The sequence below is a fragment of the Floridaenema aerugineum BLCC-F46 genome, assembly GCF_041929345.1.
In the GTDB taxonomy this organism is placed as follows: domain Bacteria; phylum Cyanobacteriota; class Cyanobacteriia; order Cyanobacteriales; family Aerosakkonemataceae; genus Floridanema; species Floridanema aerugineum.
The window spans coordinates 1-13,710 of the sequence record NZ_JBHFNQ010000115.1; the positions used below are offsets into that span (position 1 = coordinate 1).

14 protein-coding genes and 1 tRNA gene are annotated in these 13,710 nt (G+C 40.5%); 9 read left to right on the forward strand and 6 right to left on the reverse strand.

What is annotated here, in order from left to right; translation table 11 throughout:
* Window positions 1–200: 200 nt before the first annotated feature.
* The gene (locus ACE1CC_RS15145; RefSeq protein ID WP_413271264.1) at window positions 201–1,766 is read right to left on the reverse strand and encodes a cation:proton antiporter; all 1,566 of its coding nucleotides are present in this window, start codon (window positions 1,764–1,766) and stop codon (window positions 201–203) included.
* A 70-nt stretch (window positions 1,767–1,836) separates the two neighbouring features.
* On the opposite strand from ACE1CC_RS15145, the gene ACE1CC_RS15150 reads away from it, so the two are divergent.
* Complete coding sequence (locus ACE1CC_RS15150) at window positions 1,837–2,514, forward strand: uracil-DNA glycosylase family protein (RefSeq protein ID WP_459563850.1); 678 nt, start codon at window positions 1,837–1,839, stop codon at window positions 2,512–2,514.
* Between the two features lie 125 nt (window positions 2,515–2,639).
* Here ACE1CC_RS15150 and ACE1CC_RS15155 read toward each other — a convergent pair whose 3' ends face one another.
* On the reverse strand, window positions 2,640–2,840 hold the full coding sequence (locus ACE1CC_RS15155; protein WP_413263738.1) for a chlorophyll a/b-binding protein: 201 nt from the start codon (window positions 2,838–2,840) through the stop codon (window positions 2,640–2,642).
* A gap of 201 nt (window positions 2,841–3,041) precedes the next feature.
* A tRNA-Gly gene (locus tag ACE1CC_RS15160) sits at window positions 3,042–3,113 on the reverse strand.
* Between the two features lie 234 nt (window positions 3,114–3,347).
* Between ACE1CC_RS15160 and ACE1CC_RS15165 the strand changes: the two genes are divergently transcribed.
* The 4 genes from ACE1CC_RS15165 to ACE1CC_RS15180 all read left to right on the forward strand — a co-directional run bounded on the left by ACE1CC_RS15165 (window position 3,348) and on the right by ACE1CC_RS15180 (window position 8,426).
* The gene (locus ACE1CC_RS15165) at window positions 3,348–4,220 is read left to right on the forward strand and encodes an Npun_R2479 family HD domain-containing metalloprotein (protein ID WP_413271266.1); all 873 of its coding nucleotides are present in this window, start codon (window positions 3,348–3,350) and stop codon (window positions 4,218–4,220) included.
* A gap of 3 nt (window positions 4,221–4,223) precedes the next feature.
* Window positions 4,224–5,339, forward strand: a complete 1,116-nt coding sequence (locus ACE1CC_RS15170; protein WP_413271267.1) for an ABC transporter permease — start codon at window positions 4,224–4,226, stop codon at window positions 5,337–5,339.
* A gap of 61 nt (window positions 5,340–5,400) precedes the next feature.
* On the forward strand, window positions 5,401–6,711 hold the full coding sequence (locus ACE1CC_RS15175) for a pentapeptide repeat-containing protein (protein WP_413271268.1): 1,311 nt from the start codon (window positions 5,401–5,403) through the stop codon (window positions 6,709–6,711).
* 182 nt (window positions 6,712–6,893) lie between these two features.
* The gene (locus ACE1CC_RS15180) at window positions 6,894–8,426 is read left to right on the forward strand and encodes a substrate-binding domain-containing protein (RefSeq protein ID WP_413271269.1); all 1,533 of its coding nucleotides are present in this window, start codon (window positions 6,894–6,896) and stop codon (window positions 8,424–8,426) included.
* A 538-nt stretch (window positions 8,427–8,964) separates the two neighbouring features.
* Here ACE1CC_RS15180 and ACE1CC_RS15185 read toward each other — a convergent pair.
* Both ACE1CC_RS15185 and ACE1CC_RS15190 read right to left on the reverse strand, forming a co-directional pair.
* Entirely contained in the window at window positions 8,965–9,144 is a 180-nt protein-coding gene (locus ACE1CC_RS15185; RefSeq protein ID WP_413271270.1) for a type II toxin-antitoxin system HicB family antitoxin, read from the reverse strand.
* 197 nt (window positions 9,145–9,341) lie between these two features.
* The gene (locus ACE1CC_RS15190) at window positions 9,342–10,526 is read right to left on the reverse strand and encodes a homospermidine biosynthesis protein (protein WP_413271271.1); all 1,185 of its coding nucleotides are present in this window, start codon (window positions 10,524–10,526) and stop codon (window positions 9,342–9,344) included.
* Between the two features lie 209 nt (window positions 10,527–10,735).
* Here ACE1CC_RS15190 and cobO point away from each other — a divergent pair, with 209 nt between their 5' ends.
* Complete coding sequence (gene cobO, locus ACE1CC_RS15195) at window positions 10,736–11,401, forward strand: cob(I)yrinic acid a,c-diamide adenosyltransferase (protein ID WP_413271272.1); 666 nt, start codon at window positions 10,736–10,738, stop codon at window positions 11,399–11,401.
* A 21-nt stretch (window positions 11,402–11,422) separates the two neighbouring features.
* Here cobO and ACE1CC_RS15200 read toward each other — a convergent pair whose 3' ends face one another.
* Window positions 11,423–12,013, reverse strand: a complete 591-nt coding sequence (locus ACE1CC_RS15200; RefSeq protein ID WP_413271273.1) for a hypothetical protein — start codon at window positions 12,011–12,013, stop codon at window positions 11,423–11,425.
* Between the two features lie 667 nt (window positions 12,014–12,680).
* On the opposite strand from ACE1CC_RS15200, the gene mazE reads away from it, so the two are divergent.
* The 3 genes from mazE (at window position 12,681) to vapC (ending at window position 13,694) form a co-directional block, all read left to right on the forward strand.
* Window positions 12,681–12,911 carry a type II toxin-antitoxin system MazE family antitoxin gene (gene mazE, locus ACE1CC_RS15205; RefSeq protein WP_413271274.1) on the forward strand — a complete coding sequence of 77 codons (231 nt, stop codon included), beginning with the start codon at window positions 12,681–12,683 and terminating at the stop codon, window positions 12,909–12,911.
* A gap of 124 nt (window positions 12,912–13,035) precedes the next feature.
* Window positions 13,036–13,290 carry a hypothetical protein gene (locus ACE1CC_RS15210; RefSeq protein ID WP_413271275.1) on the forward strand — a complete coding sequence of 85 codons (255 nt, stop codon included), beginning with the start codon at window positions 13,036–13,038 and terminating at the stop codon, window positions 13,288–13,290.
* Window positions 13,287–13,694 carry a type II toxin-antitoxin system tRNA(fMet)-specific endonuclease VapC gene (vapC, locus tag ACE1CC_RS15215; protein WP_413271276.1) on the forward strand — a complete coding sequence of 136 codons (408 nt, stop codon included), beginning with the start codon at window positions 13,287–13,289 and terminating at the stop codon, window positions 13,692–13,694. The genes ACE1CC_RS15210 and vapC overlap by 4 nt, the downstream gene beginning before the upstream one ends.
* Window positions 13,695–13,710 lie beyond the last annotated feature (16 nt).

Here is a 13,710-nt window from a genome sequence, read left to right on the forward strand (position 1 = left end):
ACGTTTCATGTATTTACTGTAGAGACGTTTCATGTATTTACTGTAGAGACGTTTCATGTATTTACTGTAGAGACGTTTCATGTATTTAATGTAGAGACGTTTAATGTATTTACTGTAGAGACGTTTAATGTATTTACTGTAGAGACGTTTCATGAAACGTCTCTACAGTTTTGCATCAGTAAAGATTTGAGCGATCGATATTACACATCCTCTTCTCTACCCAAGACTTCTTGTAACATCGGGGAAAGTCGTTCATTTAGCCAACCAGTGCGAATCAATTCCGCATAAGTATCCGCCTCAATATCTAAGAGTTTATCGCGCATTTGTTCATTAACTTGCTCTCTTAATTGCGGGTGTTTAACTATCATTTGGTAAGTTTCTTCTGACAAAGATTCTAATTCGCCTTCCACTAATGACATTTGCAAATCATAAAATTCTGGATCGACTTGGCGGAAATCTTTTTCCTCGGAAAGAAACTTCATTACTCTGGTTAAAGCGATGCGACGCGCCACCATTTCCGAGTATTCTTGCTGCAATTTGCGATCGCCAATTAAACCCAAATTTTCCAAAAGCAACTGAGTAGTTAAACCTTGCACTAATAAAGTAAATAAAACCACACCAAACACAATATCAGTGAGTTCCTGCCTACCAGCTAAAGCAACTGGTAAACTCAAAGCCAAAGCAATCGAAACCGAACCCCTTAAACCTCCCCACCAAAGCACCAACATTTCTTGCCAACTGATATCAACTTTAGTCAGCAAATTGCTGATAAATCCCAGGAAAAAAATCGCCACAATTCGAGTTAATAATACGGCTGCGATCGCCAACATTATCAACCCAAAATCCTTTGCCAAATTATCATAACGGACTTGATCGCCAATCAATAAAAACACAATTGAATTGACAAAAAAAGCCAAAAAATCCCAAAATTCAGTTACTAGCAATCTAGTGCGGGGATTCATGCCAATTCGAGAACCGAAATTTCCCAAAATCAAGGCAGTTGTCACCACACCAATTACCCCAGAACCGCCCAATTCTTCAGTAATTAAATAAGTTCCATAAGCAGCAACTAAAGTCAGAGATTGTTCCACTAATGGCAAATCAAACCTTTGAGTTAAATAGGAAATTCCAAACCCAATTAAACTGCCAACTCCCACCCCAACACCGACAAAAACAAAGAATCGCGCCACACTCACAGGTAAATCAAATTCTTCAATTCCCAAAGGAATTCCTACTAACAAACTAAAGGCAACAACTGCCACCCCATCATTAAATAAACTCTCTCCCTCCATGATAGTTCTTAACTTTTTCCCCGCACCTAATTCCTTAAACAAAGCAATCACAGAAACCGGATCGGTTGCGGCTAAAGTTGCCCCTGCTAATAAAGCAGTTGCTAAAGGAATTGCGGCAAATTGATTGAGTGCCAAACCAATGCCAACAACCGAAATCATTACGCCAAAAATTGCGTAAAGCACCACAGGAACCCAATTTTCCAGCAAGTCTCGCCACTTCAAATTCCAAGCAGCTTCAAATAATAAAGGTGGCAAGAAGATTTCTAAAATTAAGCCCGGAGATAGATTGACTAATCTGACATTTACAAAAGCTAAACCCAACCCGACAATCACTAGCAATAAAGTGTAGGGAATTTTCCGAAACCAGCTAAAAACTCGCGATAATGTAGCGACGCTTAAAGAAACTGAAAGTACTAAAAGAAACTGTTCCAGATTTTGTTCAATAGCTGATTGTCCAACGTTTTCTATTGCCATGAAACAATGTCCTATAGAAAGTGTACTATTGAAAGGTTGTACCCAGATTCAAGAGAAGAAAGCTGCTTCTATGCCCAATATTACTCAGCTATTATCAGAGATTCAACAAGAAGCCGAAAGTGCGTCCTTTCCCATTGATGAACCAGTTTATCTCGCTGCGGGATTAAAACCAACCCAACCTATTCTCTATGCAGGTAATCTCAATAGTCAATTATGCTTTTTTGCTAGAGATTTGGGCAAAGATGAAGTTCATGCCAATCAACCACTAATTGGCGCTGCTGGCAAGCTTGTGCGTAGTGGTTTATACCGTGCTATGACACAGGAAGCACCAACAAAAACTACTGATTTACAAGTAATTTTAGAGCGTGTTTTGCTCACAAATACTGTTCCCTACAAACCACCAGGAAATAAAGCCTATAGTCAAGCAGTGAAAAAAAGATTTCGCCCTTTCATTGAACGGTTGTTAGTGTTGCACTGGCAAGGAAATAAAATTATTACTTTAGGTAATGAAGCTTTTGATTGGTTTACTCCTTATACTGAAAAAGGAGTTTTAGCAGAGTTTTTTAGAAGAAGCGATCGCTATTCTGCCACTATCGAAACTACTATTACAGCCAAAGATAACGCCGGAAATTTGCACAAAAAATTAATAAACTTAATGCCCTTACCCCATCCTTCGCCATTGAATCAAAAATATTATTCCCAGTTTCCCCAATTGCTTCAAGAAAGATTGGCAGGAATATTTAGCTAGTATTACAAGTGCGATCGCACTCACCCCGCTCATTCCCACAAAACAAGGTAAAATGCGATCGCTAACAAATTTTTCTATTAATCAAAACCAGGGAAACCCGTTAAGCATTTCCCCATCTTGACAAATTACAAACCAAAATAGTGAATAAACTTTTCACCAGTTGTTAATTCAATCAGCAATGCAATCAGAAAACCAACCATTGCCAAACGACCATTCCAAATTTCAGCACTGGGATTAGAACCAAATTCAAATTTAGTAGCGAACTCGCCGTATTTGCGATCGAATTGTCCTTCGTAGTTTTCAGCTGTTTTTGGTGTGTTAGTCATGATTTAAACTTCCTGCTTCACTTTATGTTAAGTAATGTAAAGCAAAGTTCCATCAAGTTCCCTCTGTCTAGAGAGGGGTAAAAAGAATTGCCAACATTAAATCAAAATTCCCCAAGCTTTATAACAAAGGTAGTACGATCTAGGAGTGCCAAAAAGGTCAAAACCCTTGTCTTGCTTAATTTTCAACTGTTTTAGCTCTTAAGCGGGTGATGGGACTCGAACCCACGACATCAAGCTTGGGAAGCTGGCGTTCTACCACTGAACTACACCCGCAGAGTGATTTTTATAGAATAGCATTTTCTTTGGCGATCGAGGGAGTATCAGCCATCTACCCACAGAGCAGTAAAACAGCTAACTTTGATCTAAGCTAGGTTGCGTTACTATATTATTCAACCCATAAATATCCCTGTCTTACGGGCTAGATTTCAAAAGAAACTATTTAGCAACTCAACCGGAATTAACAACAAATACCTGTAAATCAATACTTAGAACAAGCGGGAAACTAGAATGTTCAATGCCACACAAATTCTAATTGACACCTTCGTAGAACAACTGCGAGAAGGATACCACCGCACTTACGGAGGTTTGAAGCATGACTACGAAGATATTATCGGCTGGGCTGGTAGCATGGCACTAGAAAATATTGCCAACAGCGATGCCCTTTATCATAACGTAGAACATACAATTTTAGTTACTTTGGTCGGTCAAGAAATTTTACGTGGTAAACATATCCGGGAAGGTGGAGTTTCCTGTGAAGATTGGTTGCACTACATCATTTCTTTGTTATGCCACGATATTGGTTATGTTAAAGGAGTTTGCCGTCAAGACAAAGAAGAACAAGGACTTTATGCCACTGGTAAAGATGGCGGAATGGTAAAATTACCTGTTGGTGCTTCCGATGCCAGCCTCACACCTTATCATGTCGATCGCGGAAAATTGTTTATCACCGAACGCTTTGGCGGACATAAATTAATTGACGCAGAAGTAATTAAACGTAGCATAGAACTGACTCGTTTTCCTGTACCTTCAGCAGAAGATCATCAGGATACAATCAATTATGCAGGTTTAGTCAGAGCAGCTGATTTAATTGGGCAACTTAGCGATCCTCGCTATCTGAAAAAAATTACTTCTCTCTACTATGAATTTGAAGAAACAGGAGTGAATAAAGCCCTGAATTATCATCATCCGGGAGACTTGCGGCGCAACTATTCTAAGTTTTACTGGAATGGAGTTTTTCCTTTCATCAAAGATGCTCTCCGTTATCTACAATTAACACAGCAAGGTAAGCAAATAATTGCTAATCTATACTCTAATGTGTTTGTAGTCGAACATGAAAAGGCAGAAGAAGATAGAAGACAATTAGTAGAACAGCTTAATTAAACTATGAATTGGTGGCAAAAATTACAAAGTAACTTTCTGGCAAAGTGTGGCGCACTGTTGCTGTTATTATTCTATTTGTCAGTAATAGCAGCAGATTTTGTTGCGCCTTACGATCCTTATGCTTCTCAACCTAATGGATCGCTACTACCACCGACAGAAATTTATTTAAGAACTCCCCAAGGAGAGTTGATCGGGCCGCACGTTTATCCGACAACTCAAGGGCCAGTGGAATTGGCAACAGGCGATCGCCAACTCACAATAGACTGGAAAAAACCCTCGCCATTACGTCTATTTGTGCGCGGTTCCACCTATAAATTATTTCGCATATCTCTGCCTTTACCACCACCAAGAGATGAAATCGTAATCTTTCCGGGAATTCCTTTAGATTGGCATTTATTCGGCACAACTGGAGAAGGCAAATTTAACCTTTTAGGCACCGATGAACAAGGACGCGATCAATTTAGCCGCTTGCTTTATGGTGGAAGAATTAGCCTGAGTATCGGTTTAATCGGAATTGCGATTTCCTTTCCTTTGGGAATGTTAGTTGGCGGTATTTCCGGTTACTTTGGCGGTTGGGTAGATAGCATTTTGATGCGTGTAGTAGAAGTTTTAATGACTATTCCTAGCCTTTATTTGTTAGTTGCCCTCGCCGCAGTATTACCACCAGGTTTAACTAGTTCCCAACGATTTTTACTAATTGTTGTGATTACCTCATTCGTTAGTTGGTCTGGTTTAGCTAGAGTAATTCGCGGACAAGTGTTATCACTTAAAGAACGGGAATTTGTCCAAGCTGCTAAGACAATGGGCGGTAATCCTATTTATATTATCGTTCGTCATGTCTTGCCCCAAACCGCAACTTACATAATAATTTCTGCTACTTTAGCTGTTCCAAGTTTTATTGTGGCAGAATCTATTTTGAGTTTAATTGGTTTAGGAATTCAGCAACCCGATCCTTCTTGGGGAAATATGTTAACCTTGGCAACAAATGCTTCCATTCTAGTGCTGCAACCTTGGCTAATTTGGCCGCCAGCTTTACTAATTGTGTTAACAGTTTTGGCTTTTAACTTGTTAGGAGATGGGTTGCGCGATGCTTTAGATCCTCGAACTCAACAACGATAAAAATGTTGATGATTAGTGACGATCGTCAAGAGAAAATCGAAAAGATAAAATCTAAAATCGCATGAGTAAACAACCAGATTCTTTTGACAAGCAATCAGTTTCTAATTCACCAGTAGATAGCCCTAATGGTAATAGTAACAGTCAAGTTACTCAAGTAGATAGGGCGCAAACAGAAGCAGATTCATTGTTGTATAGACCTTACACAGACCTAAGACGTTTGAAATCAGAAAAAAAACCAAGTTGGACTCCTCCGCCTACCTCAGTATTAGTAGTGATTTTGATGGCGATCGCACTAATGTTCGCCGGATTAATTATTAACAACTTCTGGTTGGGAATCTCCGGGTCAATAGTCGCTTTGCTATTATCAATTCGACTGTTATGGTCGCCTTTAAATAACTGGTTGAATCAATTCCTACCCCAGCAAGAACGAATAGTATTGTTTTTGGGAGTCTGTGGCATATTAGCGATCGCTGGACTATTGCATTACCTGGGAGTTTATCGCTATATTGGCGCTTGGTTTAAAACAGTTAACTGGGAAGCTTCCGGTGCATTAGCAGAATGGAGTGGTGCATTAGGACAAATTTCGATCGCCGTTCTCGCCGTCTACGTCGCTTGGCAACAATACGTCATCTCCCGCGACTTAACATTAGAACAAAACCGTCTCACCAACCAACAAAACTTAATCACCCAACAACAAACAATAGACGCTTACTTTCAAGGAGTTTCCGATTTAGCATTAGGAGAAGAAGGTTTATTAGAAGATTGGCCCCAAGAAAGAATCTTCGCTGAAGGTCGCACTGCTGCTCTACTTAGTAGTATAGATGGTGCAGGTAAAGCCAAAGTCCTCCGGTTTTTATCTAGGTCAAGATTACTTACCCCACTCCGCCGAGATCAACATTTAGGTCGTCCCATTTTAGATGGTATGGGTGGTTATCAAGAAGACCGCGAAAATGGACTGCGCGTAATTGACTTAGGAGTAATGTTAGCAGGAGCAGACCTTTCCGGTACAGACCTGCGTTGGACAGACTTAAGTGATGCTAACTTAGTTAGAGCTAATCTCATTAGTTGCGATTTAGTCCATGCAAATTTCACCCGGACAATTTTATTTGAAGCTAATCTTTCCGGTGCAGATTTGAAAGGAACTAAGTTTTTTTATGGGAAATTAGAAACAGCTTCTCCTCGCAGTCGTAGTTTAATTCCTAACTTTCAAACAGGCGAGTATACTGGGGCGGTAGTAGAAAATGCAGACTTTACCAATGTGCAAAGATTATCAGAAGAACAACGTTACTATTGCTGCGCTTGGGGAGGAGAAAAAACTAGAGCTACTATTCCCGGTGGATGTGACAATATTCCCAATTTATTAGGGCGTTAGACTCAGAGCTTAATGATTACGGGCGATCGCATTTTCATCTTTGGAATTACATTTGCTCAAGAAGAATGATATTATTGCGGCAAACTTAAAAGTTCTCAAAGGTTAAAGAAGTGGTAATGTGGTCACAAATCCTAATTAACACAGAGAAATTCTCTTGTCTGCAAAAAAGAGAGGGATTTAGTATGTTTAACTACAAAAATATCCCAATTAAGATTTCAGGACTATTGTTTACTTTAACAGTTGCTGCCGCAGTTCCGACAGTTTCAAATGCGATCGCTCCAGCTTTTGCCCAAACTGCCAATAACACAAAGGATTTTCCACTACCTGATTCAGCTTTACCTAAGTCACTTCCCGAAGACAAAAAAGTGACAATCTATGGTTCTAGCAGCATGGTAGTTCCTAATCAAGCTCTCAAAAAACGCTGGCAAGCAAAATACTCTGACTCACAGGTGGAACTGGCAACAACGACCACAACTGACGCATTGCGGGCATTGCAAGCTGGGAAAATCGACATAGCAGCTGTGGGACGACCTTTAACTGGGAAAGAAAAAGGCCAGGATTTAGTTTTTGTACCCGTAAAAAGAGAGAAAATAGCCATTATTGTGGGGGCTAACAATCCCTTCCCAAAAAATCTCACCGTTGAGCAATTTGCGAAGATATTTCGCGGAGAAATTACTGATTGGTCGCAGGTGGGAGGGCCGAAAGGGAAAATTCGCTTTGTCGATCGCCCAGCCTATAGCGATACCAGATTAGCATTGAGCAAATACGATATCTTCAAGAAAGCACCCTTTAAAACCGGGAGAACTGCAACTCAGGTATCTAGCGATAATACAGCCACAGTGGTAAGAAATCTGGGTAAGGATGGGATTAGTTATGCGATCACCGATCAAGTGATTAACTTGAAAAACGTTCGGATCGTGCCCATGCACAAAGTCTTGCCTAGTGACCCCCGTTATCCCTACTCTCAAGTTCGTGGCTATGTTTACAAAGAAGGTGGACCTTTCGTTCTCGTACCACCTGCTCAACCTGCGATCGACCCCGTAGCACCTGTTACACCAACCGATCCAACCACAGAAGAAGGTTTCCCTTGGTGGTTACTCCTATTGTTGCTCATTCCTATTGTGGGCGGGTTGCTGTGGTTGCTCCTCAAAGGTTCTAAAAATAAGCCACCAACTCCAGTTCCTCCAGTTCCACCAGTTCCTCCAACTCCTTCACTAACTCCAGTTCCACCAGTTCCACCAGTTCCACCAGTTCCTCCGGTAATTCCAGTAATTCCAGTAATTCCAGTACTTCCAGAAAGTGGCGAACTAATAGTTGATGCAACTTGGGGTAATGATGCAAATGAAATGCAGAATCTACCCAGCTACAGTAATAAATCTGACAAAGCAATTACCTTAAAAATAGAAACTAAGGGTACTTGGAATTATGGAGCACCCGATCCAAACCATAAGTTTGATTTGCAAGTAGATGGTGATGGTAATGAGCAGATGGCAGAGAAAGAATGGCAAGAGAACGATCTGCGGTTCCCAAACTTAAAACCAGCAGCCTTAGTAGCGCTGAAAAATGGTGAAGTGGTTACTACTGGCAAAGGGCCTTATGAAGTTACCCTTCAACCCCATGAAACCCTTTCATTTGTGATCAACGATCAACCAGGTTTCTACAAAGATAACAATGGTAAAATCACTCTTAAGTGGTCGGTGGTAAACAACAATTAATTAGGGCTTGCTGAATAAGTCTGTTGGTGAGGGTAGGGACACGGCATTCAAAAGATAACGCAGGAGTGGCAAATATTATTGATGCCGTGTCCCTACGATTTCCCCCAAAAAGGCAAGGTTTTTGCACTTTTAGATGTTATAACCTTGCACTTCTTGTGAGCAAAAAATGGGTAAAACCCTTGCATATCTTACTTTCTACCTTTTTGAAGCAATCCCTAATTAACTGAAGTTGCTACTTTAGGATTTACGCTCACCTCCAGGTTTCTTAAGGTAATTGCTTTATTTCAACTTGAGGAATTTGGAACCGCAAAGAGCGCAAGTAAAGCAAACAGAAGAGTCGCAAAGAGATCGCTTGTCTTAGAAGGGAAATTTTAATAGACAAGCTGTTTTCTTAATCCAAATTTGCGATTAAGTTCAGCGGATTGACGATTCATATCATGTCCGACCAATCAACCATAGTATAGACGATCGCCAACCCTGTAGAGACGTTGCATACAACGTCTCTACAGAATGGGTAATCAACCGGACATGATATCAATTATTCAATAAATAGTCTAAAACTTTTTTCCGGCAACACTTCAATATAAAGTTCGATCGCTTCTTTAATATTGGCAATTGCCTCTTGTTTGGTTTTTCCCTGACTGTTGCAACCAGGTAAGCTAGGACATTCAGCTATCCCATAGCCATCTTCATCAGAATAAATCAGTACTTGTCGCATATTTTGATTTAGGAAATTTAGGACTATTTAATCAGTAGTTAACTCAAGTTGCTATTAGCTGTAGGGTGCGTCAGATAGGAGAATTTTGGTTAAAATAGCTAACTTTATCAGTCTGACGCACCCTACTTTATATAAGTAGCAACTTACGTTAGTTAGTTGCCGATCGGAAAATCCAACTAACTACTATTAATTATGTACTAAGGCATTAATCTACCAGTAGGATAAGTTGCTGGTTCTTCTTCAGGAGTCGATGTTGCCATAGTTGTTGGTACTTCTTCAGGTGAATTAGTTTTGACTTTTTTGTAATCAGTAATTAGTCTTTCCATCATTTCACCTCGACGATCGAACAATCGTTTTAAAGGTCGAGGTTCGCATTGATTAATCACGTAAGCGGAGATCAAAGGAACTGCGATCGTACTATCGGTATAACAAACAATTGTGTCGGGTAATTCTTCTGGATCGACCTTTCCCCAACTCACAGCTTCAGCCGGAGTTGCACCAGACAAACCACCTGTATCTGGACGTGCATCAGTAATTTGTACAAAGAAATCATGACCTCTTTCTTCTAAACCTAAAACCTCATGTAATTGGGGTTGAGTTTGTAATAGGAAATTCTTCGGACTACCGCCACCAATAATTACCGCAGCGCTTTTACCTTCAGTTTGCGAATTCCCAAATTCACGGGCACAATAGGCGATCGCAGAAGTCTCATTCACATCAATAGCTGGATCAATTACCAGTTGAGAACCTTCCAAAGCCATCGCCGCCACATTCATCCCAATAGAACTATCCCCCGGCGAAGAAGTATAGATCGGAACTCCACATTCATAAGCAGTAGCCAACAAGCAAGAATCTTTCACACCAACTTGCTTTTCCACTTCCCGCACATACTTACCTAAAAGATAGTGAAACTCAGCCGTTCCCATGCGCTTTTGGAAAGGTTCAGCTTGTAAAACTTTCCTTACAAAAGCATCAGTTTCCAACAAAACATCGTAGCCAAAAGTAATATCATAGATGCGAATAGTCCCTTCCTCGCGCAACTTCACATCATCTAAAAATGGGCTACTAGAGTACAAATCAAAACCCAAACCAAAGTGAATATCGTGATAAAGATTCGCCCCAGTACTGATCATCCAATCAATAAAACCATTACGAATTAAAGGTGACAAAGCCGCCACCCCCATACCCGCAGGAGTCATCGCCCCAGAAAGACTAACCCCCACAGTTACCCCCTCCTGCAACACCTCCCGACTCAGTAATTGACAAATTTCCCGCAACCGAGCCGAGTTATAAGCAGTAAAGTAATTATCGATCAGATCGACTACACTAATATCCTTCGGAATTGGCGCAGGTGCAATTTTACGACCACGCTTTTGCGACATTTTGAAACTCCTAAACAATAAATACTAAATTCGCCAATATCAATGCTACCTATATTTGCTCAACTTCCTGCTTAACCTTAAGATAATCAACCTCTTCTCTCTCTTTCCTTCGCGTCCTTTGCGTCCTTTGCGGTTCAATAAAAAAACCTCTCGCGCCAATCAAATAATACTGCTATACAATTTGAAAGGTTCTCCAACAAACAAACCTAATGGAACTCAACAACTCACCAGACTTAACAGCAGAACGCTTAAACGAAGAAGCAACCTCATCATCTTTAAGCGAAGAACAATACAAGCGCAAAATGGAGAGGCGCAAAGAAGTTCAAGAACAACGCCTCGCCGATCGCAACCTAGAAAAAGGATTAATTATCGTTCATACTGGCAATGGTAAAGGAAAAACCACCGCTGCTTTAGGGATGGTAATGCGATCGCTCGGTCATGGTTATCGAGTAGCGATCGTACAATTTATTAAAGGAGCTTGGGAACCCGCAGAAAAAGCGGTCTTGAGTCACTGGCCCGATCTGCTACAATTTCATGCAATGGGCGAAGGTTTTACCTGGGAGACTCAAGACCGCCAAAGAGATATTCAAAAAGCCGAACAAGCATGGGAAAAAGCCTTAACTTTTATCCGTAACCCAGAATTTAAATTAATCTTACTCGATGAAATAAATGTGGCTCTAAAATTAGGCTATTTAAAAGTAGAAAACATTGTCGCTGGATTAACAGAAAAACCGGAAAATTCTCATGTTATTCTCACTGGTAGAGGCGCACCACCAGAACTAATTGAAAAAGCTGATTTAGTCACTGAAATGACACTAATTAAGCATCCTTTTCGGGAACAAGGAGTCAAAGCGCAACCAGGAATTGAGTTTTAAACTGACCGAGATTCAGCAGATTTATCTTCCCCAAACTTGTTCCTGCATATCAGCTTTACACATCCCTAAAATCCGTTTGTCATTATCGCTCACGTTAGCAATTTGGCGATAATCTTGCAATTTTACTGAGTAGGGAACTGAAACTTGGTCAATACCTCGATAATCACCTACAGCAGCTACCCTAGCAGCAGGTTGTTTTTCTGGAGGAGTCGAGTCAGCAGTTTCCGCCGCCATTGGATCGACCATTGTCACATTTAAGCGTTGTGCCTGAACCGTGCCATGAAAACAGTTAAACTCGGAGCGAGGATAATAAACTGCACCAATCACCCGTCCATTACGTACCTCGAACACTACATACTCTTTGCCAATTTCTTCTGGTTTCGCCGACTGACCATAGAGATATACGCCATTAGTTAGATTTGTTGACGCAGCAGTGCTACTTCTCGTTTGGGCTACTTGCGTTCTGGCTGTTGTTGGTGTATCCTTCTTTGGCATAGCGTTAACTTCACCAGTACTAAAACCCGTCATCAGCATTAAGGCAGCCAAAGAAACTTCTAGACCTTTGAATTTTTTCCCTAATTGTAAAGAAGTATGAATAGTATGTTTAATCATCGTTATTGCCCCTGATGAACTTAATTTGCTTGTTAATTCGCCAATATGGGACTGACACACCACCCATTACAGGTAGCTTTTGGAGATTCAATCTGCATAAATCCTCATAATTTCAAGTTACAGGACAATACAGGTTTTACACTTCACTCTACTGGTTGATTGCTCATATCCCAGTGGAGGATTTTTACCTCACTACTATTAGTTATCCACTAAATAGCAGCACGGTATCTCCAATAGAAGGATTCACTGAGGGCAAAACAGATTTCTGATTTTTGTTACAAAACTTTACAAAAATAGTCACAAAGCAACAATAGCTGTGGTTTTGGGGACTGGGGACTAGGGACTGGGGACTGGGATGAAAAGCGATCGCTTTTTGCCTTCGAGTGAAAAAGAGCGATCGCACTTTTCTAATTAGTTGAATTCCACAGAGAGCGATACGCGCTACGCGCACACTTCGTGAACGCACTCCCAAAATTATCTAAAGTTGAGAAGGAGCGATACGCGCTACGCGCACACTTCGTGAACGCTTTTTACCTTTGAATTAAAATGAACGTTGGCGTAGCCTGGGTGTAGCGTGTATCAACTCTGACTCTACCTCACTCAAAAGGTGAAATTTGTGCTATTTGTGCTAATTTAATACTATTAATAAAACTGAAAGGTAATACAGATGATTCAAGTCACAGTTACCTTGGAAGATGACATTCTTGATTTTCTAGATCGACAAGCTCAAGGCAACCGTAGTAGCTATATTAATGCACTTTTAGCAGAACATCGCCGCCGGATTTTAGAAGCAGAAATGATTGCAGCCCTCAAGCAGGATGCAGAAGATCCAGAGTATCAGGCTGAAATTTCTGCTTGGGATAGTGTTGTTGGAGATGGAATAAATGCCGAGGGGTGATTTAACTTATAAACGAGGTGAAATTCGTTGGGTCAATCTCGATTTTGTAATGGTGTTAATGTTGTTCTAGGATTTGCGATTTAAAGGTTTACTATTAACTTAAAAGCGTAAGGAGATAAACGTAATGGAACATAAAATTTTAGTAAATTCCCATGTTGGCTCAGACGGAATATTGCAACTACAAGTCCCAACAGAATATAAAGATACAGATTTAAAAGTGACAATAACTATTCAATCTGTTAACCCAGCAGAAAAGAAAACACCAGAAGAATTAGGCTATGCACCTGATTTTTTTGCGGAAGTAGTAGGAGGATGGGTAGGAGAACCGTTAGTCCGAGAGGAGCAAGGAGAGTATGAAAAGCGGGAGGAATTAGCTTGAAATATCTTTTAGATACTAATACCTGTGTCCGCATTTTGAATAACAGTAACGAGCAGATAGTTGAGCGGATATCAACAACGCCAGCATCGGAAATTTATTTATGTACAGTTGTTCAGCTAGAGCTTTACTACGGAGCTTATAAAAGTTCCCAACAAGAAACTAATTTGGCTAAATTGGCTCGGTTGTTTAATCAATTTTTAATTTTACCATTTGATGAACGATCGGCTAAAATTGCCGGAAGAATTCGCGCTCAACTTGCTGCTTTAGGAACTCCGATCGGTCCTTATGACCTTCAGATTGCCGCTATTGCACTCGCCAACAATTTAATTTTGGTAACTCACAATACAAGTGAATTTAGTAGAGTTGAAGGGTTACAAATTGAAGATTGGGAATTGACGGAATGAAAGAGCGATCGCACTT

Coding starts and splice junctions, on each gene's coding strand:
- ACE1CC_RS15210 (WP_413271275.1), top strand. CDS start 13,036: ATGGAACATAAAATTTTAGTAAATTCCCATGTTGGCTCAGACGGAATA.
- ACE1CC_RS15190 (WP_413271271.1), bottom strand. CDS start 10,526: ATGTCGCAAAAGCGTGGTCGTAAAATTGCACCTGCGCCAATTCCGAAG.
- cobO (WP_413271272.1), top strand. CDS start 10,736: ATGGAACTCAACAACTCACCAGACTTAACAGCAGAACGCTTAAACGAA.
- ACE1CC_RS15185 (WP_413271270.1), bottom strand. CDS start 9,144: ATGCGACAAGTACTGATTTATTCTGATGAAGATGGCTATGGGATAGCT.
- mazE (WP_413271274.1), top strand. CDS start 12,681: ATGATTCAAGTCACAGTTACCTTGGAAGATGACATTCTTGATTTTCTA.
- ACE1CC_RS15150 (WP_459563850.1), top strand. CDS start 1,837: ATGCCCAATATTACTCAGCTATTATCAGAGATTCAACAAGAAGCCGAA.
- ACE1CC_RS15165 (WP_413271266.1), top strand. CDS start 3,348: ATGTTCAATGCCACACAAATTCTAATTGACACCTTCGTAGAACAACTG.
- ACE1CC_RS15170 (WP_413271267.1), top strand. CDS start 4,224: ATGAATTGGTGGCAAAAATTACAAAGTAACTTTCTGGCAAAGTGTGGC.
- ACE1CC_RS15180 (WP_413271269.1), top strand. CDS start 6,894: ATGTTTAACTACAAAAATATCCCAATTAAGATTTCAGGACTATTGTTT.
- ACE1CC_RS15145 (WP_413271264.1), bottom strand. CDS start 1,766: ATGGCAATAGAAAACGTTGGACAATCAGCTATTGAACAAAATCTGGAA.
- ACE1CC_RS15175 (WP_413271268.1), top strand. CDS start 5,401: ATGAGTAAACAACCAGATTCTTTTGACAAGCAATCAGTTTCTAATTCA.
- ACE1CC_RS15155 (WP_413263738.1), bottom strand. CDS start 2,840: ATGACTAACACACCAAAAACAGCTGAAAACTACGAAGGACAATTCGAT.
- ACE1CC_RS15200 (WP_413271273.1), bottom strand. CDS start 12,013: ATGATTAAACATACTATTCATACTTCTTTACAATTAGGGAAAAAATTC.